We start from the raw sequence: 22955 nt of genomic DNA on the forward strand, positions 1-22955 counted from the left end.
GGCGCACCCGTCCGTGACGGCACAAGTCGCCATCCCTCTGCGAGAGACCGTGATGGAACCGAGAAACAACAATTTTGCAGCTTTGGTCGGCAATACCCCGTTGCTGGAGCTGCGCAGATTTGCGGAAGGATTGCATCTCGGCTCCCGCATCTTCGCGAAGATCGAGTACCTGAACCCGGCCGGCAGCATCAAGGACCGTGCGGCCTGGGGCATCATCCGGGAAGCGGAGGAGAGCGGCCGGCTGAAGCCGGGCCAGCGCATCGTCGATCTCACCAGCGGAAACACCGGTATCGGGCTCGCGGCCCTGGCCGCCGCGCGTGGCTATCGCTCGAAGTTCTACCTCCGGAACACGATCAGCGAAGACAAGATCAAGCTGCTCCAGCACTATGGCGCCGAAGTCGTCCTGATCGACAACAGCGCATTCCTCGAGGCGGGCGCGATCCACACCATCATCGACCGCGTGCGCCGCGAGAACCCCGACGCCTACTACACCAACCAGCGGGCGAACCCCGCAAATCCGCGCGTTCACTTCGAGACGACCGGCCCCGAGATCTGGCGCGACACGAAGGGCGAGGTCGACATCTTCGTGGCGGCAGTCGGTACCGGCGGCACGATCTCGGGCACCGGTCGCTTCCTGAAAGCGCAGAAACCCGGCGTGAAAGTCGTCGTCGTCGAGCCGGGCCCGGCCTCGATCCCCTCACCGGAGGCGCCCTACCCCGACAGTATCGAAGGCGTCCATAAGGTGACCGACGTCGAAGCCGGCTACCTGCCCGAGAATTTCGACGCAGCCGTCGTCGACGAGGTGATCGTGACCGACACGGCCCAGGCCCGCGAGGTCGCCCGGACGTTGGCGCAACAGGAAGGCATCCTGGCCGGCACATCGTCTGGGGCGGTGCTGTTTGCCGCCTCAGCGCTTGCCATGCGCCCCGAAAACGCCGGCAAGACGATCGTCGCGATCGTTGCCGACAGCGGCGAACGCTACCTCAGCCCTCCCAAGCTCGGCCCCGCCATCCCGCTGGCGCGGACGGAGAGAATGCCATCGTCACTGGATATCGCCGCAGCCTTCTGAGGATCGTGCACTGCTGGATCTGGCGTCCCTGATTACGTCGCTACGTGCCCGCAACAGGAACGAATTATCGCCTTCCTTCAATAAAAACGCATAGTTTGTTTCATTGCCACAAATAATACTCTGCGCGATAATCTTGATCGTGAAGAGCAATACCAAACTCTTCGCCGCGGGATTTGCTGGAGCAGCTTGCGCCGCGCCAGCAACGCTAAAAGAACCACGATGTCTCGTGGGCTCCTTTGCTTTGGAGACGCGAATGCCTCTGATTTTTCGAAGAACATTGCTCGGCGAAAAACCGCCCTGTCATCGCAGACTATGATCTTCGCCATCCGACTGTCGTCTGCAGCAACGCGGACGATACGCCGTCGGAGCACCGAACCGCAGTCCGCAGTGTCGGATATCTCGGACGGCGATCCACCGACCAAAGCGCTGGAATCTCGACTTCTTCCGCGCAGCCGCTTCCCCGCGGCTGCGTGCCGAACGAGCGCGCCTTGTCCAGGCGCTCCATCAACAGATACGCGCAGAGCCGTCATCCATGTCCAATCTCACGGAATATCTCGCACAGAAGCGCGAAGCCCTGTTGCGTCGCAAGGCTTACGCCCGCTCCGCGGAGGCGCGTCCGCAACGCCTGCAAGCCCAGGCCAGTGCAGAGGGGCGCAGCGGCGTCAGGCGAATCCGCATCCGTGATTTCCAGGTCATCAGCGACAGCCCGCCCGATTTCGCGGGATACGATCTCGGACCGAGCTCGCCGGAACTGCTGCTCGGCGCGCTGTCGAGTTGCCTGACGCATACCTACCTCATCCAGGCGGCCGACCAGCAGATCGATCTGCAGGATGTCTCGGTTGAAGTGCAGGGACAGCTCGATCCGCGTGCGGGTACGCCCGGTTTCGAGACCACGCCGGTCTATCCGCATGATCTTTCCTACACGGTGCGGCTGACCACGGATGCGACCGAGTTGGACGCACTCAATACCGCCGTCGAGCGCTTCTGCCCGATCCTCAACCTGCTCCGGCGCGGCACCGAGGTGCGCGGCACCGTCGAGCGCATTCCCGTGAGCCGCGCCGCGGCCTGACCCACTCCTGAAACATCATGCAGCCGCCAGTCGGGCGGCAAGGAGCCACCATGACCCTGCAAACCACCTTCCCTTCCCGTCGCGCGCTTCTGCGCGGGGCCGCCGCTCTTGCCGCCGCTCCCCTCGCCGGTTTCGCCGGACATCATGCCTTCGCCCAGGCAACGCCGCTCGCGCAGCGGCAGACGATCAAGCTGGCCTGGGGCCAGACGGCCGTCTGCCAGTCGCCGATCTCGGTCGCGCTCAAGCAGGGCCTGTTCGAGAAGTACAACCTCAATGTCGAGCCGGTGAACTTCAGCGGTCCGACCGATGCGCTGCTGCAGGCGATCGCGACCGGCCATGCGGATGGCGGCATCGGCATGGCATTGCGCTGGCTCAAGCCGCTCGAGCAGGGCTTCGATGTCGGCCTGACCGTCGGCACCCATGGCGGTTGCATGCGACTGCTGGTTCCCGAGAACGCCAGCATCCGCAGCCTGAAGGACCTGAAGGGCAAGTCCGTCGCCGTCACCGATCCGGCGAGCCCGGTGCGCAACTTCTTCGCCATCCGCCTCGCCGAGATCGGGCTCGATCCGGAGAAGGACGTCAGCTGGGTGCAGTACCCGCAGGACCTGTTCGGCGAAGCGCTGAAGAAGGGCGAGGTTCATGCGCTGGCAGGCGATGACCCGCATCTCTACCTCATCCGCGAGAGCGACAAGCTGGTCGAGCTCGCCACCAACCTCGAAGGGCAGTATGCCAAGTCGACCTGCTGCGTGCTCGGCCTGCGCGGCGCCCTGATCCGCGACCAGCCCCAGGTCGCAGCCGCGATCTCACGCGCCATCGTCGAGGCGCAGGCCTGGACGGCGGCCAACCCCGACAAGACGGCGGAGATCTTCGCGCCCTTCGTTCCGGCCAAGGTGACGCCGGAGACCGTGGCCGCGATCCTGCGCAGCCATACGCATGACCACCACTCCACCGGAGCGGCGCTGCGCGACGACGTCGCCCTGTTCACCGAACAGCTCAAGCTCGTCAACGTGATCCGCAAGAACACCGACGCCAAGGCCTTCGCGCAGAAGATCGTCCCCAATGTCCCCGTTTGAACAGACCGGCCCCGCACCGACCTTCGGCCGGCCGCGCCTGCAGGTCGACGGCTCGGTCCTGGCACGTGGCGCGCTTGCCACGACGGCCTGGACCGCCGTGGCCGCTTCCGTCACGCTGCTCGCGAACAAGAAGGTCGGTTTCGCCGAACCGCTCTACGTGACCGAAACCAATCTGGGGCTCGCCGGCTGGGCGGCCCTGCTGGCCATCGCCACGACGATCGGTGCCTTCTGGCCGCCCCTCGGCGCAAGAGTCGCCAGGGCTGCGCCATGGCTCGTCGTGCTCGCGCTTTTCGTGGGCCTGTGGGACCTGCTGACGGCGAAGCTGGGCGTGCTGCCGGTGCCCTTCTTCGCGCCTCCCTCGTCCCTGGTGGAGGTCTATGCCGATGATTGGCCGCGGCTGGGCGAGAGCGTGCTTCATTCCCTGCGCCTGCTCGCGCTCGGCTTCCTGTTCGGCACGATCTCCGGCTTCGTCACCGGCGTCGCGATCGGCTGGTCGCGCGGGCTCGGCTACTGGGTCCACCCGGTGCTGCGCTTCCTCGGGCCCATTCCCTCCACCGCGCTGCTGCCGATGGCGTTCTTCTTCTTTCCGTCGAGCTTTTCGGCGGCGATCTTCCTGATCGCGCTAGCGACCTGGTTCCCGGTCACGGTGCTGACCTGGTCGGGCGTCGCCAGCGTCGACAAGGCCTATTACGACGTCGCCCGTACGCTGGGCGCGGGCCGTGCCTTCCTGATCTTCAAGGTCGCGATCCCCGCCGCGCTGCCGCATGTCTTCGTCGGCCTGTTCATGGGCCTCGGAGCGTCGTTCTCGGTGCTGGTGGCGGCCGAGATGATGGGCGTCAAATCCGGCCTCGGCTACTACCTGCAATGGGCGCAGGGCTGGGCGGCCTACGCCAACATGTATGGCGCGCTGATCGTGATGGCGCTGATCTTCTCGAGCCTGATCACGCTGCTCTTCGCCGCGCGCGACCGGCTGCTCGGCTGGCAGAAGGACGTGGTGAAATGGTAGCCGCTCAGCTTGCGGTCTCGACGCCACGCGGCACCGCTGCGTCGCGCGGCGCCGACCTCGCCATCGAAGGCGTCTCGCATGCCTTCGATCTCGAAGGCCGCCCCCTGCCAGTGCTCGACGACATCGACCTCGACATCAAGGCGGGTGAGTTCGTGGCCCTGCTCGGGCCGAGCGGTTGCGGGAAGTCGACGCTGCTGCGGCTGGTCGCCGGCTTGGAACAGCCATCGCAAGGCCGCATCGCAGCCGCCGGCGAGCTGATCACGGCGCCCGACCCGTCCCGTGTCGTGGTGTTCCAGGACCCGACGCTCTATCCCTGGCGCACGGTCTGGAAGAACGTGGCGCTTGGGCTAGAGGCGCGTGGCCTGCTGGCCTCCCAGAAGAGCCGCGTCGACGACGCGCTGAAGACGGTCGGGCTCGCCGGCTTCGAGCGCGCCTTCCCGCGCCAGCTTTCCGGCGGCATGGCCCAGCGCGCGGCGCTGGCCCGCGCGCTTGTCAACGATCCCAACGTGCTGATCCTGGACGAGCCGCTCGGCAAGCTCGACTCGCTGACGCGGATCGCCATGCAGACCGAGATCGCCGAACTCTGGCGCCAGCGCGGCTTCACCACGCTGCTCGTCACCCACGACGTGGAGGAGGCGCTGTTCCTAGCCCAGCGGGTCATCGTGCTGAGCGAGCGCCCGGCCCGGATCAAGGCCGAGATCATCAATGACCTGCCCTATCCGCGCCATCGCGGCGACCCGCGCCTCGTGGAGCTGCGCGGACAGGCCCTCGCCCATCTCGGGCTCGACGCGAGCTGGTGAGCCCGCGCCGCCGCTTTTCAATCATAGGATCGGTCCATGTCTCGACGTCTCGGGCTGGCATTCGCCTTCGCCCTCGCCTCATCGCAGGCCTTCGCCCATGCGCATCTCAAGACCGCCTCGCCGGCCGACGGAGCGACGGTCGCACCGCCTAACGAGATCATTCTCGGCTTCACGGAGGATCTGGAGGTCAAGCTGAGCAGCATCACCGTCAAGACTGCAGGCGGCGAGACCGTCAGTGCCGCTCCGGCCGAAGCCGTGCCCGGTGACCGCAAGGCGTTGAAAGTCCTGCTCGAGACAGTTCCGCCAGGCGCGTACACCGTCGAGTGGGCTGCAACCTCGGTCGATACCCACCGCGTCACCGGCCAGTATCGGTTCACCGTCAGGCCGTGATGTGGATGCGCTGATTGGGGCGGCGCTGCCGGCAATCCGCTGGCTTCACCTCGCCGCCCTGTTGTCCGGCCTCGGCGCCGAGGCCTTTCGCCTGCTGTCGCGGCGCGCGCTCGCCACCACTTCGGCCGGCGAGGCGCTGCTTCGCGGCCTTGTCTCCTACGCCCGGCTCTCCGTGCTTGTCACCCTCGCCAGCGGCGCGGCGTGGTTCTGGCTGCAAGGCAGCGCGATGCTGGGGCGGCCTGTCGACAGCATCGAGGCGGCCCGGACCATTGCCGAGACGCTCTTCGGTCAGGCGCTGCTGCTGCGCGCCAGCCTGCTGGTTCTCACGATCTGGCTCCTGCGCAGCAGTGGGCGCGCCGGATCGGCCGCTCTGCCCGTGCTGGCAATTGCCGTCTTGCTGCAGGGCTGGCTGGGGCATGGCGCCGCGACCGATCGATGGACGACGGCGGCTTTGGGCCTTCACGTCTTGGCGGCGGGTCTTTGGCTCGGATCGCTGCTGCCATTGCTCGCAGCCTGCCTGCTGCTGCCGATGGAGGCGCCTGCGCTCGCACGACGCTTCACGCCGCTCGGAATGGCCTGCATAGCCGTGCTCGCGGCCACGTCCCTCCTCCAGACACAGGCACTCGTCGGCACGCTGGCGGCGACGCTCGGCACAGACTACGGCAAGCTCGCCCTCGCCAAGCTTGCCCTGTTCGGCATCCTCCTGCTGCTGGCGGCTGCAAACCGTTTCCGCTTCGTGCCGCTTGCCGAATCCAGCGGTTCGGCGCGCGGCCTTGCCCTGTCGATCGCGGCCGAAGCTGGCGTGGGGCTGGCCACCGTTGCGGTTGCCGCCGCGCTGGCCAGCCAGCCGCCGGCAATCCATGAGCAGCCTATCTGGCCTTTCTCGCTGCGGCCGGTTCCGGGCCTATGGGAAGACGCCTATCTGCGCGACGGGCTTTTCCGGCTGCTGGCTCCCGCCGTGATCGCGCTGGCGCTTTTCACCCTTGCCGCCCTCGCGAGGAAGCTGCGCTGGCCTGCCCTTCTCGCCGGAGTGGCCGTGCTGGCCTCCATCCAGCTGCCGCCCTGGCGCCCCTATGTCGCCGCGGCCGTTCCGACGACCTTCCAGCTCTCCCCCACCGGCTATGGCGCACGATGGGTCGCGACGGGGCGCGAGCTGTTCCAGCGCGATTGCGCAAGCTGCCATGGCCAGGATGCCCGTGGCCGTGGGCCGGTTGCTGTCGCACAGTCCGTCTGGCCGCCGGATCTTTCCGCGCCGCTGATCGCCGGCCGCCCGGGTGGGGAATTGTTCTGGTCGATCCGGCACGGCATCGGCACGATGCCGCCGGCGACGCAGCTTGAGGATACAGCGATCTGGTCGCTGATCGATTTCATCCGGTTGCGGGCCGGCGCCCGCATCTTCATCCCTTCCGACATGCGCTGGGGTGGCGTCACGCGCATGCCGGGCTTCGCCGCCCGCTGCGAGGGGGGCGTCGTCGTCACGCCGGGAGGCGGGAAGCCGTTGCAGCTCTGGCTGGGGCACGACGAGCATGGCGCGAACGCGCAGGTTCAGGCCGATGGCGCCGCCGAGCGATGCCCTGTCGAGGATCCGCTGCCTTTGTCGGCAGCTCTGGCGGAATTGACCGGGAGCCCCTCGCCACCCGCACAGATTCTGGTCGATGCCAATGGCTGGCTGAGGCGCGCCTTCAGGACCGAGAGCGACGCTCCGCCTCATGCCGTCGCGTCCGAGCTGGCGCTCATTCGGGCGAGCCCCCTGGACGGCTCCTCCATCCACCACTGACCGCCGTCGAGCGCGGCCGGCGGCTGCCCGGGAAAGCCGAGCTGTTCCGCCCGTTCATGGCCGCTCGGTCTGCGCGATATCAAGCCGCGCTCGGCCGGCCTCGTATACTCAGCTCCGGGGAGGCTCCCGCCCCGATATCCTCGCGGCAGAAAGCCACCCCGGCAACCGGGCTGCTGCAGAGCCTGTAACGGCCGCCTCGATGCAGTCGTCGAGCGTCCCGAGCCTGACGGTGCAGCCGGAAAGCCCCGGCCCGTAATGGGCGTACTTCCCTGAGTTGGTCAGGACCACCTTCGCCCGCTCGGGGAAGACGGGGCGCGTGATCGAACACCAGCAGAGATCGGGAATCACGCCGACGCCACTGTTCCGGAGCCTTGCCAGCGTTCCCTCGGCTTCGGCCACCGCCACGACATCTCGCCCGGCGGTGATGATGAGGGAGAGATTCTCGGCGACAGGACGTCCGTTGAGCCGTTCGGCAACGGCTCGGCATTCCTCGAGCGAGGCATGAGGGCTGCCGATGGCGACGAGATCGACACGCGCCGGGCCGTCATTCAGTTTCCGCCAGCCGGCTGCGAGGGCCTCGCTGTCAATGACGACCTCGTCCTCCGGGTTGCTTCCAAGGCCTTCCGCCTCCGGCGTGATGCTTTCGATATGCAGCATGGAAGCCGCCGAGGTCGTGCCGAAAGCGGCGCAGAGTGCCTTGAGATCGTCCTGCATCGGACGGGTTTTCGCGAGGCCCTTGATCAGCGGAATGCGATCGGGCGAGGCCAGCCCGGCGAGATAACCGATCAAGGGCCAGGCCGAGCCGTCCACTCCGTCCGGCACCTCCACCCTCACCGCTCGCCGGGCACGCCTTCCCTCATCGAGGAAGGCGCCGGCGAGTGGCGCGCGGCCGGTGACGGCGATGCAGAAATCCAGGAAATCGGGATGCTTCGCCGTCCGGGCTCCCAAGACGGAGTTGGCGAAGATCACGGCGTTCGACTCCGACCAGCCGATCGCTTCGCCGAAGCCGGGCGGATCCGGCAGGGAATAGGGAGCGCAGGTGAAGCTCGCGCGGCACCCCATCCGCACATAGGCATCGGCCAGGCGCGCGGCAGGTTCACCGAAGGCCGGCGCCACGCCCTGGCAGCGCCAATTGGCGTGGTCCACCGAGATCGCGTTCATCGTCGTCGGGACGCGAACGCGCGCACCGAGCTCTTCCATCTTCTCGGCGAAGACCAGATTGGCCGGGCCGGCATAGATGCAGCCGTCGACATGGGCCCGCGTCACATCGACGAGCGCGGCCGCGCCCTGCTGGCTCGCCATGGCGCAGACGATGCGCATCGCCTGTTGCGCGGCGCTGCCTTCAGCCCCGTCAAGCAAGCGGCGATCGTCGGGGGAAAGATGCAGTTCGGCATGTCCCACCGCCGAAAGAGCGATATGCACGCGTCCGCCATCGGCCACGATGGCGTCCGGCGCGATCTTCGCCTCCGCGGCGGATGCGAGCCTGCCAAACGCGTCGTCCGAGAGGCGCATCACCGGAATGCGGCGTTCGAACATTTCCGCCGCGACGATGGCCCCAAGCGTCAGCGTGTCCTCGGGATCGGCGAAGATCAGCGCGGCGGGGGCCTGGCCTGAAAGCGCCAACTCCAGCAGCACGCCGGAGCCAGAGCAGGAGCCACGGCTGCCTGGCATCATCACGACCGCACCGGCGAGTGAAGTGCCGTGTGCAGGGTGGTGCACATCGATCACCACTCCGGTGGACGCATCGACGCCGCCCCAGAAACTCAGGGGCTCCTTCATCACGACAATTGGCCCGCAGGCCGTGCCAGGAACGATGGCAATTCCAGTTTCGCGCGGTGAGGTCATGCACCGATCATTGCAAAGCGAGTGCGGAAGCGAAACGGGCGGCGCCACAAAACGCAGCTCTCGGGACCGAGGCCATTCCGCCGGCGCGGAAGCGCGTACTGAAACGCGCGTTCGTCCGGAGGCTAGTGGCGACCTCCCGACCTCTTCAGATCCATCGCCGCGATGATGTCAATGCTTGGCCTTGTGCTCGGGCTTTCCCTTGCGCTTGGTCGAAGCCATCTTGTCGAGCTCGCTCTCGCTCATAGATTTTTCCATCGATTTGGAAGCGCCCTTGAGCTCGCTCTTCTTCATATCGCCACGCTTTGCCGCGAGCGCGGCGCCGGCGGCCTTCTGCTGGGCAGCGGATTTTGCAGGCATGTCGTGCTCCTTCACTGAGTGAGCGGGTTCACCGGGATGAGCGGGTGACGGCTTCGATTTTGTTGCCATCGGGATCGAAGACGAATGCGCCGTAATAATGGGCGTCATATTCGGGACGAAGGCCCGGCGGGCCTGCATCGGCGCCGCCACGGGCTAAGGCAGCCCGGTAGAAGCCGTCGACCACGTCCCGGCTGCCGGCCGAGAATGCGATATGGGTTCCGTTCCCGCCGGAAGCGCGGTTGCCGTCGACCGGCGCCTCGATGCTGAACAGGATGCCGCTGACGCCATAATCCGCCGAACGGCCGGTGCTGCTCAGGAGACGCAGCCCAAGCTCAGCCAGCACCGCGTCGTAGAAGGCCCGCGCTCTGGGCAGATCGTTGCTTCCCACGGAGACATGATCGATCATCGCGCCGACTCCTTCCGGCCGCCGAGAACGTCCTGATACTCGGGATGCCGCCTCGCCCAGTCGGCAATGAAGGAACACGCGGGGACGATCCGCTCGCCACGATCCCGGGCATGCTCGAACAGCGCCCGAGCCAGCTCCGAGCCGACACCGTGGCCGCGCAATGTCTGTGGAACCTCGGTATGCGAGACGACCAGATAGTCGTCGATGCGCCTGTAGGTAGCGAAGGCTTCCCCGCCCGGAACCGTCATCACGAAACGGTTGTTCTCGGCCTCGTCGCGAATGCCCGGAGAGATTCCCCGCTTTGATTGCGCCGACATGGTGGCTCCTTCGGAAAAGGCGCTGCCCGCAATGAACCCCCGCCCCGGATCGGAGTTCCCGGTTTACGGCGACGTTTTCGTGCCGCCCTGCACAACGTCGATCGCCACGGGGACCGCCTGATCGGCGTCGGACGAGGACGGCAATCCCATCGGGCGGGTGTTCGTCGGGGTGGCCAGAAGCGGCAGCACGTCGGTATTGCATTGCGAGTTCGGGGAGCTTGCGCCCGATGCTCTCACCCATGCGGCGATGCAGGCCGCGTTCTGTTTGGCGCTGGCGGAACTCGGCGACGACGACGCGTGGAGGCCGATGGGATCTTAGACGAACGAGCCCGCTCAGTCGCTCTTAGGCGGGCCTGCTTCCGCGAGCGGCCGCTCGGCCATCTCCGCCGCGACGGCAGTGTCGATCGGCGTGTCGTAGGTCATCAGTATATAGCCGAGGACCGAATAGAACCCGACCGTCGCGATCAGGTCGAAGACGGCCTTGCGGCCGAGGGCGGCGGCCAGTTCGGCTTCGAGGGCGGGCGACAGGCGACGGTCGTCGAACAGAGCGTCGACGGCGCGCGCGATCAGCCCATCCTCACCTTCCGGCATGCCACGCATCGCGATGATGCGCTCGTCGCTCATCCCGAGCACCCGCGAACGGCTGACGTGGTGCGCCCACTCATAGGGCGAGCCCATGCGATGCGCCGCGCGCAAAATCACCACCTCCGAGCGCACCGGGCCGAGAGCGCTGTCCTTGACGACATGCTGGCGCAGCGGCGCCCACGCCTTCAGCAGCTCGGGATGGTGCGCCATGGTGCGATAGACGTTGAGCGCCCCGGCGAAACCGCCCTTCATCCCGGCAATCGCTTCTGGCCAGTCGGCATCATCTATCGGCGGGCAGGCAGAGGTCGTCATCAGGCTTCTCGCAGATGGGGCTGTTCCGTATGCCCTTCAGAGAGAAGGAGTACTATAGAGCCGCTCTCCTGCGACCACGATTTCAACATCCTGAAGATAGCTGCGAAGCGCCGCGGTATCGACCTCTATTCCGAGCCCCGGAGCATCCGGCGCTGCGATCCTGCCCAGTGTGTCGCGCTCGATGTGATTGGCCGTGATCGCCGTTGCGAGCGGCTTCGGCATGGCCGGGTATTCGCAGATTTCATGGTCGGCGAGCCCGGCATAAGGCTGCAGCGAGGCCGACAGCGCCAGATGCGAGGTGAAGGTGTGATTGACGAAGGTCACGCCTTTCGCCACCGCATAATCGGCGACCGCCTTCGACGGGCCGATGCCCCCGATCCGGCCGCAATCGATCTGGATGTAGCCGATGCCGCCATAGTCGATCAGCTGCTTGGCCATGGATTCGTTATGAGCGCCTTCACCGCCGGCAAGAAGCACTTTGCGGCTGCGCTTGGCGAGAGCCCCGTAGGCCTCCAACGCGCTGGCATGAAAAGGCTCCTCGAACCAGAGGACATGGGCCTTCTCCATGGCGGGCAGCCTCGCCGCCGCGCGCTCGACGTCCTCGATGAAGATCTGGCCGGTATCGACCAGCAGAATGCCATCCTCTCCGAGCCCCTCGCGCGCCGCGACGAAATGCTCGGCATCGGCCTCGACACTGCCGCGGCCGATCGGGCCCCAGCCGAACTTCGCGGCGCGGAAGCTTCGTTTCCTGGCGCCGCGGGCGCGTTCGAGCGTCTCCTGCGGGCTGTCGCCGAAGAGGACGGAGGCATAGGGCGTTTTTGGAGTGCTCTTGCCATAGCCGAGCAGGCGCCAGACCGGTTCGGAACGCATCTTGCCGAGGATATCCCATAAGGCCATTTCGACGCCCGAGAAGGTATGGGGCGCCTGCAGCAGGTCCATCGAGTTGTAGGCCACCGCCGCAGCGATGCGCGCAATGTCCGCGGGGCTCTCCAGCGGTTGGCCAAGCACGGAATCCGCCACCGGCCGGCAGACTCCATGGGACATGGGGCAGATGAAGGCAGCGATGGACGGCAGCGGCGCGGCCTCGCATTCGCCCCAACCGATATGGCCTCCCGCCGCCACCCGCACGAGCAGCGCATCCTGGCTTCCGTCGGCCTCGTCGGTGACCACGGGCATGGCGAGATAGAAGAAGTCAACGGCTTCGATGCTGGGCACAGGCTTGCTCCTCACAGTTCGTAGATCGTCGCGCGCGGCGCGAAGGAGACGTTCTCGTCGAGCGGATAGACCGGGCGGGCGCAGATGCGATGGCCGAGGCTCTTCAGGTTCGCGGAGGTTGCGCCGGGAGCGTCGACGTTGAAATTCCGCGCGCACCACTGGTCGTACATGTGGAACTCGGTGTGGGGCGACTTCACCACGATCAGGTCGAAATCGGCCGGGTCGAGCCCGTTGGCGTAGTACATGGCACGGTCGAACAGACTGACGGAGCGGCTCATCACGACGACGGTGACGTTGTCGTAAGTCAGCACGGCGGTCGGCCCGGCCCGGAGAGGCGCCTTCATCGTCTCCAGCGATGCCTCTCCGTCCGAGAGCAGCTTGACCGTCGCGGTCACCGGCATCGGCGGGAAGCGGGCGGGATCGATCGTGCCACCGAGGGTGAGCGTCACGGTCACTCCGACGCCGGCTTCATGGGCCGCTGTGGCCGCCGGCGCGTCGACGATCTGGGCCAGCACGCGCTTGCCGTAGCCAGCCTTTCGAAGCGCGGCCAGGATCGCATTGCTGTCGCCAGAGGCGCCGGACGAGGTCGCATCGGCGGCATCGGTGAAGATCACGGGGCCGTCGATGCTGCGTGCCTGGCCGATGGCGCGATCAACAGGCACGAGCTTGCCCTGCATGCGAAAGCGCAGCGGCCAGAACTCCTGCGCCAGCCGGATGGCCTCGCGCTCGGCGGTCTCCCTGTCGCCGTCGGTGAGGATCAGCACCTGCGAGCACAGTTCCGGCACATCGGTGAAAGGGTTGCCGATCATGATGCCGGCCGCGAGCGCCCGCCCCTCCTCCTCCAGCCGGCGGCATTCGGCGAGGAGCTCGCCATAGCAGCCGGTCTTGGTGATGAGCTCATCGCCGCGTACCAACGCGGGAATGACCACGCGGGCGGCGACGGGTTTGATCCCGCCATCCATCAGCTTCAGCAGCAGTTCGGCGGCGCGCCGGCCGGTATCGGCGAAATCGACATGCGGATAGGTCCAGTAGATCGCGAAGCCGTCGACGTTGCGCAGCATGCGGTCGGTAAGGATGCCGTGCAGGTCGAGCGAGATGACGATCGGCATGTCCGGGCCGACCCGCTCGCGCAGCTTCTCCAGCAGGTAGCCTTCCGGGTCGAGTTCGCCATCGGCGCCCATCGCGCCATGCAGCGAGACATAGATGCCGTCGATGCCGTCAAGCTTCGCGGAGATCGCGGCCAGAATCTCCTCGGACAGCTTCTTCCAGCCTTCGGCCGAGAGCAGCCCGGCGCTGCCGGCGCGGGCGCAGATCGTCGGCACGATCTCGATATCGGGCCGGGCATCGAAGACCGCGAGTGCGCCGCCGAGTTCCTGGTTCTTGCCGCGCTGGTCGTAGAGCCCCTCGCCATGGCCGATCAGGAAATTCTCGTAATGCGACGGCAGCGGATTGAAGGAGGAGATCTCCTGCTTGCAGTCGGCGATCAGGATGCGCTTCATCGGGCGGCTCCGGCGGGTCAGAATTTCAGGCGAGGGTCGAGCACGTCGCGCAAGCCGTCGCCGAGGAGGTTGAGGCCGAGCACGCAGACGATGATCGCGAGGCCGGGAAACACCGTGATCCAGGGCGCTTCGCGCATAAAGTCGCGGCCTTGGGCGATGATCGAGCCGAAAGAGGCTGCCGGGGGCGGCGGACCGGCGCCGACGAAGGACAGCGCCGCCTCGGCGAGGATCGCAATGGCGAAGACATAGGTCAGCCGCACGATCAGCGGGCCGGCCGCATTGCGAAGCACATGCTTGAACAGGATGGTCCATTCGCCGAGGCCGATCGAGCGGGCGGCGGACACGTATTCCTGCTCCCGCTCCAGCAGCACGGAAGCGCGCACGATGCGGGCCGTGTGCGGCGTCGTCGCGATAGCGAGCGCGATCACGACATTGGCCAGCGAAGCGCCGAGCACCGCCGAGACGACCATGGCGAGCACGATCGAGGGGAAAGCCATCAACGCGTCCATCACGCGCATGATCGGCTGGTCGAGACGGTAGAAGAAGCCGGCGACCGCGCCGCTGAGCGTGCCGGCGATGCCGGCCACCACGACGGTGAAGGCGCCAATCGCGAGCGAGATGCGCGCCCCGACCATGACGCGCGAAAGGATGTCGCGCCCGAAATGGTCGGTGCCGAACCAGTGGACGGCGTCGGGCGCCACGAGCCGGGCGCGAATATTGCTGCGCAGAGGATCGAACGGCGACAGCAGGCCAGCGAGCAGCGCGACCGAGACCATGGCCAGCACGAGCACGGCCCCGATCACGAAAGAGCGGTTGCGCAGCAGGCGTGCCCAGACGGCGCGGCCGGCGAGCGGTATGCCTTGCGTCACGACAGCCTCACCCGGGGATCGACCACGGCGTAGAGGATGTCGACCACAAGATTGATCGCGAGATAGACGACGGCGAGGAAAAGCAGCCCGCCCTGCAGCACGGGGAAATCGCGGGACGCGATCGCACCGACGATCAGGCGGCCGATCCCCGGGATCGAGAAGACCTGCTCGACGATGACCGCGCCGCCCAGCAATGCGCCGGAGACGATGCCGATGACGGTCAGGATCGGGATCATGGCATTGGGCAGGGCATGCCGCAGGACGACGTCGAGCTTCGCCAGGCCCTTGGCATCGGCTGTCCGGACATAGTCTTGCCCGAGCGTGTCGAGCATTGAAGCGCGCGCCATCCGGGCGATGAAGCCGACCTGGACGAGGCCCAGCGTCAGGGCCGGCAGGATCATGCCACGCAGCCAAACTCCCGGCGATTCCATGAAGGGTGTGAAGCCGCCGCTCGGCAGCCATCCCAGCGAAACCGCGAAGACCAGGACCATTACGAGACCGAGCCAGAAATCCGGCACGGAAAGACCCAGCAAAGCCGTGGTCATCACCACCTGATCGGGCCAGCGGTTGTGGTTGACGGCCGCGATGATTCCGGCAGCGACACCGAAGAGCACGGCGAAGGCGAGCGCCAGCGCCGCCAGCGAGAGCGTGACCGGCAGCCTCTCGATCAGGGCGGCGCTCACCGAGCGGTTCAGCAGGATCGACTGGCCGAGGTCGCCGCTCAAAATGCGGCCGTACCAGCCCAGCATCTGCTGGGGCAGCGACAGGTCGAGCCCGAGCGCGCTGCGCAGCGTGGCGATCTGCTGCGGTGTTGCCGAGGCGTCGAGAAAGGCCGCCGCCGGATCGCCCGGCACCAGCCAGATCAGCGCGAAGGACATCAGCGATACCAGCGCGAGCACGACGAAGGCGCCCGCGAGCCGGCGGATCAGAAAGCTTCCCATGCTGCCCTCCTTCCGAGCGTTGGCGCTTCATTTTGACAAGTGCGGGTCATCCCGGGCGACCCACCGGGTACGACCTTCGTCGGCCCGATGACAGGCTCCGGGAGACCCGGAATCCATTCCGGAACGCTTCCGATGAAGGTTCAGGCATGGATCCCGGATCGGCGCCGCTTCGCGGCTTGTCCGGGATGACGCCGCAGTTGAGGCGACGGCCGATGCCTATGACGGCTGGTATCGACCACGCGCGCTCAGGGCTCCAGCCAGACGCCCCACATGCGGGGGATGCGATAGGGCTTGAAGTTCTTGAGCTTGGCCGTCGAGGCCTGGAAGACGCCGTAATTGCCGGCCTTCATGGCGACTGCAGCGTCGTACATATGTTTCTGGAAGGCGTCGTAGAGTGCCTTGCGCCTGGCTTCGTCCAGCTCGGCGTTGAAGGCGGCGGCGATGCGGTCGATCTCCGGGTCCTTCGCCTGCTGCGAGAGGCCGTTGACCCAGGGCGCCATCACCGATCCGGGTCCTTCGAAGGGCTCGATGCCGAAGCCGTGGGTCCAGAACGTCCAGCCTGTCGGCGTGAAGCCGATCTTCGAGACCGTCGGCCAGTCGGAGACGGCGATGTCGACATCGACGCCGATCTCCTTGAGCCGCTGCTGCACCACCGTCGCGGTGTCGACATTGGCGCGCAGGTTGTCGACGATGAAGGTGACCTTGCCGCCCTTGTAGGAGGACTTGCCGAGCAGTTCCTTGGCGAGCTTCAGATCGGCCTTGTTGTACTTGTCGCTGCCGGCCGTCCCGTAAAAGGCGGAGCCGGGATAGAGCCAGCTCGGATCGAGCTGATAGATGTCGGCGTAGGAGATCGCCATGATCTCCTCCATGTCCAGCGCCGCCTGGACGGCGAGCCGGAAGTTCACGTCATTGGCCGGTGCTTGAGCCTGGTTGAACTTGATGACCTGCAGGCCGAACGGCATCACCTTGTGGATGGTGAAGCGGTTATCGGTGCCGAGGCGCTTCGCCGTCGGGCCGTCGACGGTCTCGTTGAACTGGATCTGGCCGGCTTCGAGCGCCGCCGTCCGCGCTCCGCCCTCCGGCATGAAGCGGAAGGTCACCGTGTCCAGGAAGGCTTCCTTCCTGCCGGCGAAGCCGTCGCGGCCGGTTCCCTTCGGATTGGGCGCATAGCCGTCATAGCGCGTCAGCTTGACGTGGCTGTCCGGCTTGTACTCGACGAATTTGTAGGGGCCGGTGCCGACGATCTCGATCTTGCCGGCCTCCTTGGCAGCCTCGCTCGCCGGATAGATCGCGATCGGCGCACGCGGCGATGACAGGTTGTCGAGGAAGGTCGATTGCGGCTGCTTCAGCGTGACCGTGACCTCGTGCTCGCCACTCGCCTTGACCGCATCAATGGCAGCGACGAGGGCTGGCGAGGCTCCGATCTTGCGATAGCGTTCGAGCGAGGCCACCACGTCGCCGGCATCGAGCTTCTTGCCGTTGTGGAAGGTCACGTCCTTGCGGATGGGGAAGACATAGGTCTTGCCGTCGGCCGAGACCGTGACGCCCTCGGCCAGCTCGGGCACGGGCTTCGCGTTCTCGTCGCGGGCGTAGAGCGTCTCGAAGATGTGGAGCGTGATGTTCCGGGAGGCCTGCGCCGAAGTGATCTGCGCATCGAGCGAGGGTGGCGCCTGGCTGATGCCGACGACGACGTCGCCACCCTTGCGCTGGGCCATCGCGGCCGGCGCCCCTCCCAGGGCAATGGCGACCGCGACAGCGGCGCCGAGGATGATGTGCTTTGCCATGTTCTTCTCCCCTGCGGATTGATGGTCAGGCACGAAGACAGTCAGGCTGCGGCTCGCCGCGCGTCGTAATCCTCCATCAGCACGGCGACGACATCGCCGCGCTGCACGCGACCTGGTCCCGCCGACATCCACAGCACGCCGTCGCGGCGGTAGCGGACCTCGAGGGGCGAGCGGTCGACATCCTCGACGAAATGCAGGTATCCGGCGAGCTCTCCCGCGCGGCAGACGTCGCCGACGACGTTGCGCGGCTCGAACAAGCCGCCTGCCGGCGAGAACGAGTAGCCGGACGCATCGCGCACCATCATGTGGCGGGTTTCGGGAGAGCCGTCGCGCTGGCGGGTATCCGGCGTGCCCTCCATCAGCCCGAAATGCTTGAGGATGTTGGTCAAGGCCCGGTCGGCGATGCGCACGCCCTCGACATTGACGCGGCCCCAGCCGCCGAGTTCGGTCCCGAGCGAAAGAATGCCGCGCCGCTCGACCGAGGAGGTCAGGGTTGCGCTCTCGTCGACGCCCCAGAAAACGACATTGTAGGGCGCGCCGAACGCCGCAGCCGCCGCCATGGTGCGCTCCCGCAAACTGGCATCGTCGACATAATGCATGTTGGTCGAGAGTGCGGAATCGCCGGAATGACCTGCCGTATGCAGATCGACCGAGACATCGACCAGCGGCAGCAGCACCGCATCGACGAAATGGGCCAGCATCTCCGAGAAAGTGCCCTTCGGGTTGCCCGGAAAGCAGCGGTTCAGATCGCGATTGTCGACGGGCGAGAGCCGCGTGTCGTTCATCACCGCGGGCATGTTGAGGGCGGGGATCATGATGACGCGCCCCTGAACCGAGGCCGGATCGAGGCTGCGCGCGAGGCGAGAGATGGCGATCTGCCCCTCATACTCGTCGCCATGGACCCCACCTGTGAACAGGATCGTGCGGCCGGTGCCATTTTTCACGCTGACGACGGGAATTTCGACTGTTCCCCAACCAGAGGTGTTGCGGGAAAGGGGCGCGCGCAGATAGCCGGCCTGTCGCCCCGATGCCTCGAAGTCGATGTCACAGCGCACCCGACTCTCGGACGTCATGGCCAACCCCTCCTTGCCCTTGTGTTTGTAGGATTGTATACGATCATACAAAGTGTCAAGCGAGACTCGAGCGAGGCCTGAATGACGGAGACTGGCGAGCGCGCGGAGGCGATCGAAAGGGCTGGACCTCCCAGCCCGGACTGGCAGCCGCTCCAGCCCCAGACCCTCGTCGATCATGCGATCGAGGCGATCATAGCGGGCGCGGCCGCAGGACTGATCCTGCCGGGCGACCGCATCGTCGAGGTCGAGCTCGCCCGGAAACTAGGGGTGAGCCGTGTGCCGGTGCGCGAGGCGCTGCGCCTGCTGGAAAGCCAGGGCGTCGTGGTCAGCGAAGCCTATAAGGGCATCCGCCTGCGCCCGGTCACGAACGAGCGCGTCGCGGACCTGATCGAGGCCCGCATCGCGCTGGAAGCCAGCGCAACGGCGCGCGCCGTCACCGCAGGCCGAAACCGCGGTAGCCATCTCGATGAGCTGCGCAGCGCGGTCTCCGAGATGGAGCTGATGGCGGCTCGCGGCAGCGCCTATGGCGTTGCGGTCGCCGATACCCGCTTCCACCGCGCTCTCTGCCAGCTCGGCGGCAACAGCGTCACGCTCGATTTGTGGGAGACGCTCGCGCCGCAATGCACGATCATCTTCGGCCTCGCGACTTTCGGAAAGCCGATGGCCGGCGTCGTCGAGGAGCATGTCGATCTGCTCGCCGCCTTCGAAGCCGGCGACATCGAAGAGATCGCACGCACGCTCGATGACCACATCACCGTCATGAACCACGCGATGGACTACGAGGCCATCGTCGCGCAGCGCCGCAGGGAAAGGGACGCATAGTGACCGATCAGGCCATCCAGCAGACGCGCGCGCGGAGCCGGCCGGGGCTGCCGCCTTTCCGGATCACCCGCATCGAGGCGGCGCCTCTCTTCGGGGAAAGCCCGAAAGGGGGTTGGTCGGCGGAAATCCGGCCGGAGGATTCGATTCACGCGCTGATCGCCGTCCACACGGATCAGGGGCTCATCGGCTATGGCAGCGTCTTCACGGACGGACGCCTCGTGCAGGCCGCGCTCAAGGTGCTGGAGCCGCTCTTCATTGGAGCCGATGCGCTGTCCCCCGATTTCGTCAGCGAGAAGCTGCATCAGAACACCTTCTGGATGGGCCGCGGCGGCACGTTGACCCACACGATCAGCGGAATCGATATCGCGCTCTGGGATATCCTCGGCCAGGCCACCGGGCTCAGCGTCGGACGGTTGCTCGGCGGCCGCTACCGCGAACGCGTGCAGCCTTATTGCTCGCTCCTGATGGAGGAACCTGATGCGATGAGGGATGTGGTCGCCGGCTTTCGCGACAAAGGCTTCACGGCGTTCAAGATCGGCTGGGGCCCGTTCGGCCGCGCGCTCGACGTCAAGCTGGACGAGGCGATCGTGCGCGCCGCGCGCGAGGCCGCAGGCGAGCGCGCCAAGCTCTTTGTCGACGCCGGGGCCAGCGACGCGCTGTGGCCCCACGGATTGAAATGGGCCAAGCGCACGGCCGAGATGCTGGCCGACTACGAGGTCGGATGGTTCGAGGAGCCGGTCAGGCCCGATGCGATCGACGACTACCGCGAATTGCGCCGATCCTCCCCCGTGCCGATCGCAGGCTGCGAGGTGCTGACCCGGCGCCAGAGCTTCATCCCCTGGCTGACCACGGGCGCAGTCGACATCGTCCAGCCGGATGTCACCAAGGTCGGCGGCATCTCGGAACAGCGCCGCATCGCCTGGATGGCCTACGATCTCGGCATCCGATATGTCGGCCATGGCTGGAATACGGCGCTCGGCCTGGCCGCGGATCTGCAGATGGCCTCCGCCTTCCCCGATGCCGACCTCGTGGAGTTCATCGGCGGCAGCCCCTATGTCGACGGCATCCTGGCCGAACCCTTCGCGCTCGATGAGGAGGGTTGGCTGACCATACCGGACCTGCCGGGGCTGGGGGTCGTGATCGATCGCGAGAAACTGTCTCGATACACGCCCGAGGCGCATGCCCTTTTCGAGTGAGTGTCCGGGCCGCTTGCCGGCCGACAACCACTTTGACGCATCAGCTGCGGGCCCCTCAGCGAGACCAGCCCTGCTGTCCCTGGTGTGAAACAGGCTTGAGCAAAAAGGCCCAGCCGCAGTGCGGCCGGGCCCATCTTTTGGAAAGCGGCACGTCGATCGCGCGACGCGCAGCTGCCGGCGCTCGCCTAGCGGATCGGCGGCGCGTATTGCAGGCCGCCATTCGTCCAGAGCGCATTTTGTCCGCGCGCGATCTTCAGCGGCGACTGCTGCCCGAGATTGCGCTCGAAGATCTCGCCGTAGTTTCCGGCGGTCTTGATGATGCGGTAGGCCCAGTCGTTATCGAGCCCGAGCGACTGGCCGAAGGCGCCTTCCTTGCCGAGCAGGCGCCTGATGTCGGGGTTGTCTGACTTCTCGCGCATCTCGTCGATATTGGCCTGAGTGACGCCCAGTTCCTCGGCTGTCACGAGCGCGTACTGCGCCCAGGAGACGATGTCGAACCACTGGTCGTCCCCGTGGCGCACGGCGTAGCCGAGCGGCTCCTTGGAAATCGTCTCGGGCAACACGACGTGCTCCGACGGATCCTTGAAGCGCAGGCGCTCGGAATAGAGGCCCGACTGGTCGGTGGTGAAGGCGTCGCAACGGCCGGCCTCGTATGCCTCCGTCGCCTCGTTGTTGGTGGCGAAGGTCACCGGCTCGAACTTCATGTTGTTCTTGCGGAAATAATCCGCGGTGTTGAGCTCGGTGGTCGTGCCCTGCTGAATGCAGATCGAGGCACCGCTGAGTTCCTTGGCGGATTTGATGCCCGTGGACTTCTTCACCATGAAGCCCTGGCCATCATAGTAGAACACCGTGCGGAAATTCAGGCCGACCTGGACGTCGCGCGACATGGTCCATGTCGTCGTCGCCGAGACGAGGTCGCTTTCGCCCGCCTGCAGCGCCGTGAAGCGGTCCTTCGAGGACAACGAAACGAACTTCACCTTCGCCGGATCGCCGAAGATCGCAGCGGCAATCGAATGGCAGAACTCGATATTGACACCGCGCCAGGTTCCGCCTGCGTCGGCGAGGCCGAAGCCGGCGAGCCCGGTGCCGATGCCGCAGCTCAGGACGCCCCGCGCCTTCACCGTCTTCAACGTCTGAGCCTGGGCTCCCGACGCCAATACGATTGCGGTTGCGGCAAACACAGCCTTCAAGACAAATTTCATTATGGTCCCCTTCGTCGACGCACGACGAATTCAGAGACACTACGGCGGCCCCAAAGGCAATTCCGTCGGCTATCAGTTTTTCGGCCCCTCCATAACTCCGCCGAATTGAAGACTACGCCGCAGAAGTCCTCGCTTACTTCGATCCCGCTACGGCAGGCCGGCCAGCACATGGGATGGCCTTGAATCGCCCGCGCATATAAGCGCGCCGAATAGCGGCCGGAGATAAATCATAGCGCGCGGGCGCCCCGTTCCGAAACCTGCCCGCTAAGATCGCTGCGGCGTCGATCGAAAGGCGCCCGCCTGTCGAGCGTGGCTGCCCTTGGGGCGCCCGCGATCTCGTCAGCGACAAAACGGGGAACAACAATGACCGCCAAAATCGCAGCCGGACGATATCTCCCGACAGCCGCATTCGCCCTGACGCTCAGCCTGACGGCAATGACGCCGGCCGCCGCCCAGCAGGGCAGCGTCCCGCTGCCCGCCTCGCTCAAATCCGCCGGGCATATCGCGGTCGGCATCGAAACCACCTACCCGCCCATGGCCTACAAGGATCCGAAAACCAACGAGCGCGTCGGCTTCAACGTCGAGCTCGTCAACGCGATCGCCAAGGAACTCGGCATCCCCGTCAAATGGGAGGAAATGAGCTTCGAGCAGCTCATGACCTCGCTGACGACCGGCCGCATCGACATGATCGGCACCGCGATCAGCGACCTGCCGTCCCGCCGCGACAAGCTGACCTTCGTCGACTACCTCGCCACCGGCGCGCAGCCCTTCGCGCTTGCGGCCAAGGCCGGCGAGCTGAAGAGCAATGCCGATCTCTGCGGCAAGACGGTCGGCGCGCCCCGCACCACGAGCTACATGCCGGTCACTGCCGCCTGGAGCGAGAAGAACTGTGCCGGGGCCGGCAAGCCGGCGATCACCGTGAACGGCACCGCCGGCGCCACGGCGACCCGGCTCGAACTCAAGCAGGGCCGGCTCGACGCCGCCGTGCTTGGCCCGGAATACGTGGCCTATCTCATGGCGGACGAGCCCAACACCTATGCCTTCGTCGGCGAACCGCTGAACAAGACGCTCTTCGGCCTCGCCTTCGACAAGAAGAACACCGAGCTGCGCGATGCCGTCGCCAAGGCAACCTCGACGGTCATGAAGAACGGCAGCTACCAGCAGGCCCTGAAGAAGTTCGGCCTCGAGCGGCAGAGCCTTCCGGAACCGACCGTCGACGCCGGGCAGTAATGCCCGGCCGATGAAAGCCGTCAGGCTGCCGCGCTTGTGCAGGCCGGAGGTGCTCGTTTGCGAGGATGCTCCGGCCCCGCGCACCGGGGCGACCGACAACGCCGTCTGCATATAAGGC

22 protein-coding genes are annotated in these 22955 nt (G+C 66.3%); 10 read left to right on the plus strand and 12 right to left on the minus strand.

What is annotated here, in order from left to right; translation table 11 throughout:
- The first annotated feature begins 52 nt into the window (after positions 1-52).
- From AC2FAN_RS02060 to AC2FAN_RS02090, 7 genes are all read left to right on the plus strand, one after another.
- A complete protein-coding gene (locus AC2FAN_RS02060) occupies positions 53-1069 on the plus strand; it encodes a PLP-dependent cysteine synthase family protein (RefSeq protein WP_485172538.1) in 1017 nt (338 codons plus the stop codon).
- A 532-nt stretch (positions 1070-1601) separates the two neighbouring features.
- Positions 1602-2138 (plus strand): OsmC family protein, encoded by a 537-nt coding sequence (locus AC2FAN_RS02065; RefSeq protein ID WP_485172539.1) that lies wholly within the window; start codon positions 1602-1604, stop codon positions 2136-2138.
- Between the two features lie 50 nt (positions 2139-2188).
- Positions 2189-3211 (plus strand): ABC transporter substrate-binding protein, encoded by a 1023-nt coding sequence (locus AC2FAN_RS02070; protein ID WP_485172540.1) that lies wholly within the window; start codon positions 2189-2191, stop codon positions 3209-3211.
- A complete protein-coding gene (locus tag AC2FAN_RS02075; protein WP_485172541.1) occupies positions 3198-4217 on the plus strand; it encodes an ABC transporter permease in 1020 nt (339 codons plus the stop codon). Before AC2FAN_RS02070 ends, AC2FAN_RS02075 begins: the two co-directional genes overlap by 14 nt.
- On the plus strand, positions 4211-5017 hold the full coding sequence (locus tag AC2FAN_RS02080; RefSeq protein ID WP_476807470.1) for an ABC transporter ATP-binding protein: 807 nt from the start codon (positions 4211-4213) through the stop codon (positions 5015-5017). The genes AC2FAN_RS02075 and AC2FAN_RS02080 overlap by 7 nt, the downstream gene beginning before the upstream one ends.
- Before the next feature lie 36 nt (positions 5018-5053).
- Positions 5054-5407 carry a copper homeostasis periplasmic binding protein CopC gene (gene copC / locus AC2FAN_RS02085; RefSeq protein WP_476807469.1) on the plus strand — a complete coding sequence of 118 codons (354 nt, stop codon included), beginning with the start codon at positions 5054-5056 and terminating at the stop codon, positions 5405-5407.
- A 1-nt stretch (position 5408) separates the two neighbouring features.
- Positions 5409-7184: a CopD family protein gene (locus AC2FAN_RS02090; RefSeq protein WP_485172542.1), complete on the plus strand. Its 1776-nt coding sequence runs from the start codon at positions 5409-5411 to the stop codon at positions 7182-7184.
- 108 nt (positions 7185-7292) lie between these two features.
- On the opposite strand, the gene lhpI is transcribed toward AC2FAN_RS02090, so the two are convergent.
- The 11 genes from lhpI to AC2FAN_RS02145 form a co-directional block, all read right to left on the minus strand.
- A complete protein-coding gene (gene lhpI / locus AC2FAN_RS02095; protein ID WP_485172543.1) occupies positions 7293-9029 on the minus strand; it encodes a cis-3-hydroxy-L-proline dehydratase in 1737 nt (578 codons plus the stop codon).
- 168 nt (positions 9030-9197) lie between these two features.
- Positions 9198-9386: a DUF3008 family protein gene (locus AC2FAN_RS02100; RefSeq protein WP_265053106.1), complete on the minus strand. Its 189-nt coding sequence runs from the start codon at positions 9384-9386 to the stop codon at positions 9198-9200.
- Between the two features lie 28 nt (positions 9387-9414).
- Positions 9415-9792 carry a VOC family protein gene (locus AC2FAN_RS02105; RefSeq protein WP_476807466.1) on the minus strand — a complete coding sequence of 126 codons (378 nt, stop codon included), beginning with the start codon at positions 9790-9792 and terminating at the stop codon, positions 9415-9417.
- Positions 9789-10109, minus strand: coding sequence for a GNAT family N-acetyltransferase (locus AC2FAN_RS02110; RefSeq protein WP_485172544.1), 321 nt, complete (start codon positions 10107-10109; stop codon positions 9789-9791). Before AC2FAN_RS02110 ends, AC2FAN_RS02105 begins: the two co-directional genes overlap by 4 nt.
- 333 nt (positions 10110-10442) lie before the next feature.
- Positions 10443-11006, minus strand: a complete 564-nt coding sequence (locus AC2FAN_RS02115; RefSeq protein ID WP_485172545.1) for a carboxymuconolactone decarboxylase family protein — start codon at positions 11004-11006, stop codon at positions 10443-10445.
- Positions 11007-11042: 36 nt separating this feature from the next.
- Positions 11043-12221 (minus strand): mandelate racemase/muconate lactonizing enzyme family protein, encoded by a 1179-nt coding sequence (locus AC2FAN_RS02120; RefSeq protein WP_485172546.1) that lies wholly within the window; start codon positions 12219-12221, stop codon positions 11043-11045.
- Between the two features lie 11 nt (positions 12222-12232).
- A complete protein-coding gene (locus tag AC2FAN_RS02125; RefSeq protein WP_485172547.1) occupies positions 12233-13720 on the minus strand; it encodes a M81 family metallopeptidase in 1488 nt (495 codons plus the stop codon).
- 17 nt (positions 13721-13737) lie between these two features.
- On the minus strand, positions 13738-14589 hold the full coding sequence (locus AC2FAN_RS02130) for an ABC transporter permease (RefSeq protein ID WP_476807462.1): 852 nt from the start codon (positions 14587-14589) through the stop codon (positions 13738-13740).
- A complete protein-coding gene (locus AC2FAN_RS02135; RefSeq protein WP_485172548.1) occupies positions 14586-15530 on the minus strand; it encodes an ABC transporter permease in 945 nt (314 codons plus the stop codon). Before AC2FAN_RS02135 ends, AC2FAN_RS02130 begins: the two co-directional genes overlap by 4 nt.
- A gap of 245 nt (positions 15531-15775) precedes the next feature.
- Complete coding sequence (locus AC2FAN_RS02140) at positions 15776-17314, minus strand: ABC transporter substrate-binding protein (RefSeq protein WP_485172549.1); 1539 nt, start codon at positions 17312-17314, stop codon at positions 15776-15778.
- Positions 17315-17355: 41 nt separating this feature from the next.
- Positions 17356-18387, minus strand: coding sequence for a succinylglutamate desuccinylase/aspartoacylase family protein (locus AC2FAN_RS02145; protein ID WP_485172550.1), 1032 nt, complete (start codon positions 18385-18387; stop codon positions 17356-17358).
- Between the two features lie 81 nt (positions 18388-18468).
- On the opposite strand from AC2FAN_RS02145, the gene AC2FAN_RS02150 reads away from it, so the two are divergent.
- Positions 18469-19209: a GntR family transcriptional regulator gene (locus AC2FAN_RS02150; RefSeq protein ID WP_265053097.1), complete on the plus strand. Its 741-nt coding sequence runs from the start codon at positions 18469-18471 to the stop codon at positions 19207-19209.
- A complete protein-coding gene (locus AC2FAN_RS02155) occupies positions 19209-20405 on the plus strand; it encodes a mandelate racemase/muconate lactonizing enzyme family protein (protein WP_476807458.1) in 1197 nt (398 codons plus the stop codon). Before AC2FAN_RS02150 ends, AC2FAN_RS02155 begins: the two co-directional genes overlap by 1 nt.
- Positions 20406-20590: 185 nt before the next feature.
- Here AC2FAN_RS02155 and AC2FAN_RS02160 read toward each other — a convergent pair whose 3' ends face one another.
- A complete protein-coding gene (locus AC2FAN_RS02160) occupies positions 20591-21607 on the minus strand; it encodes an amino acid ABC transporter substrate-binding protein (RefSeq protein ID WP_265053095.1) in 1017 nt (338 codons plus the stop codon).
- A 363-nt stretch (positions 21608-21970) separates the two neighbouring features.
- Between AC2FAN_RS02160 and AC2FAN_RS02165 the strand changes: the two genes are divergently transcribed.
- A complete protein-coding gene (locus AC2FAN_RS02165; RefSeq protein WP_485172551.1) occupies positions 21971-22837 on the plus strand; it encodes an ABC transporter substrate-binding protein in 867 nt (288 codons plus the stop codon).
- The last annotated feature ends 118 nt before the right edge of the window (positions 22838-22955 follow it).

The sequence above is a fragment of the Allobosea sp. RIT-PG3_2 genome (assembly GCF_057321085.1).

Bases quoted from the DNA above. Each gene is read 5' to 3' on its own strand.
- AC2FAN_RS02060 (WP_485172538.1), top strand. From the start codon at position 53: ATGGAACCGAGAAACAACAATTTTGCAGCTTTGGTCGGCAATACCCCG.
- AC2FAN_RS02065 (WP_485172539.1), top strand. From the start codon at position 1,602: ATGTCCAATCTCACGGAATATCTCGCACAGAAGCGCGAAGCCCTGTTG.
- AC2FAN_RS02070 (WP_485172540.1), top strand. From the start codon at position 2,189: ATGACCCTGCAAACCACCTTCCCTTCCCGTCGCGCGCTTCTGCGCGGG.
- AC2FAN_RS02075 (WP_485172541.1), top strand. From the start codon at position 3,198: ATGTCCCCGTTTGAACAGACCGGCCCCGCACCGACCTTCGGCCGGCCG.
- AC2FAN_RS02080 (WP_476807470.1), top strand. From the start codon at position 4,211: ATGGTAGCCGCTCAGCTTGCGGTCTCGACGCCACGCGGCACCGCTGCG.
- copC (WP_476807469.1), top strand. From the start codon at position 5,054: ATGTCTCGACGTCTCGGGCTGGCATTCGCCTTCGCCCTCGCCTCATCG.
- lhpI (WP_485172543.1), bottom strand. From the start codon at position 9,029: ATGACCTCACCGCGCGAAACTGGAATTGCCATCGTTCCTGGCACGGCC.
- AC2FAN_RS02100 (WP_265053106.1), bottom strand. From the start codon at position 9,386: ATGCCTGCAAAATCCGCTGCCCAGCAGAAGGCCGCCGGCGCCGCGCTC.
- AC2FAN_RS02105 (WP_476807466.1), bottom strand. From the start codon at position 9,792: ATGATCGATCATGTCTCCGTGGGAAGCAACGATCTGCCCAGAGCGCGG.
- AC2FAN_RS02110 (WP_485172544.1), bottom strand. From the start codon at position 10,109: ATGTCGGCGCAATCAAAGCGGGGAATCTCTCCGGGCATTCGCGACGAG.
- AC2FAN_RS02115 (WP_485172545.1), bottom strand. From the start codon at position 11,006: ATGACGACCTCTGCCTGCCCGCCGATAGATGATGCCGACTGGCCAGAA.
- AC2FAN_RS02125 (WP_485172547.1), bottom strand. From the start codon at position 13,720: ATGAAGCGCATCCTGATCGCCGACTGCAAGCAGGAGATCTCCTCCTTC.
- AC2FAN_RS02135 (WP_485172548.1), bottom strand. From the start codon at position 15,530: ATGGGAAGCTTTCTGATCCGCCGGCTCGCGGGCGCCTTCGTCGTGCTC.
- AC2FAN_RS02140 (WP_485172549.1), bottom strand. From the start codon at position 17,314: ATGGCAAAGCACATCATCCTCGGCGCCGCTGTCGCGGTCGCCATTGCC.
- AC2FAN_RS02145 (WP_485172550.1), bottom strand. From the start codon at position 18,387: ATGACGTCCGAGAGTCGGGTGCGCTGTGACATCGACTTCGAGGCATCG.
- AC2FAN_RS02150 (WP_265053097.1), top strand. From the start codon at position 18,469: ATGACGGAGACTGGCGAGCGCGCGGAGGCGATCGAAAGGGCTGGACCT.
- AC2FAN_RS02160 (WP_265053095.1), bottom strand. From the start codon at position 21,607: ATGAAATTTGTCTTGAAGGCTGTGTTTGCCGCAACCGCAATCGTATTG.
- AC2FAN_RS02165 (WP_485172551.1), top strand. From the start codon at position 21,971: ATGACCGCCAAAATCGCAGCCGGACGATATCTCCCGACAGCCGCATTC.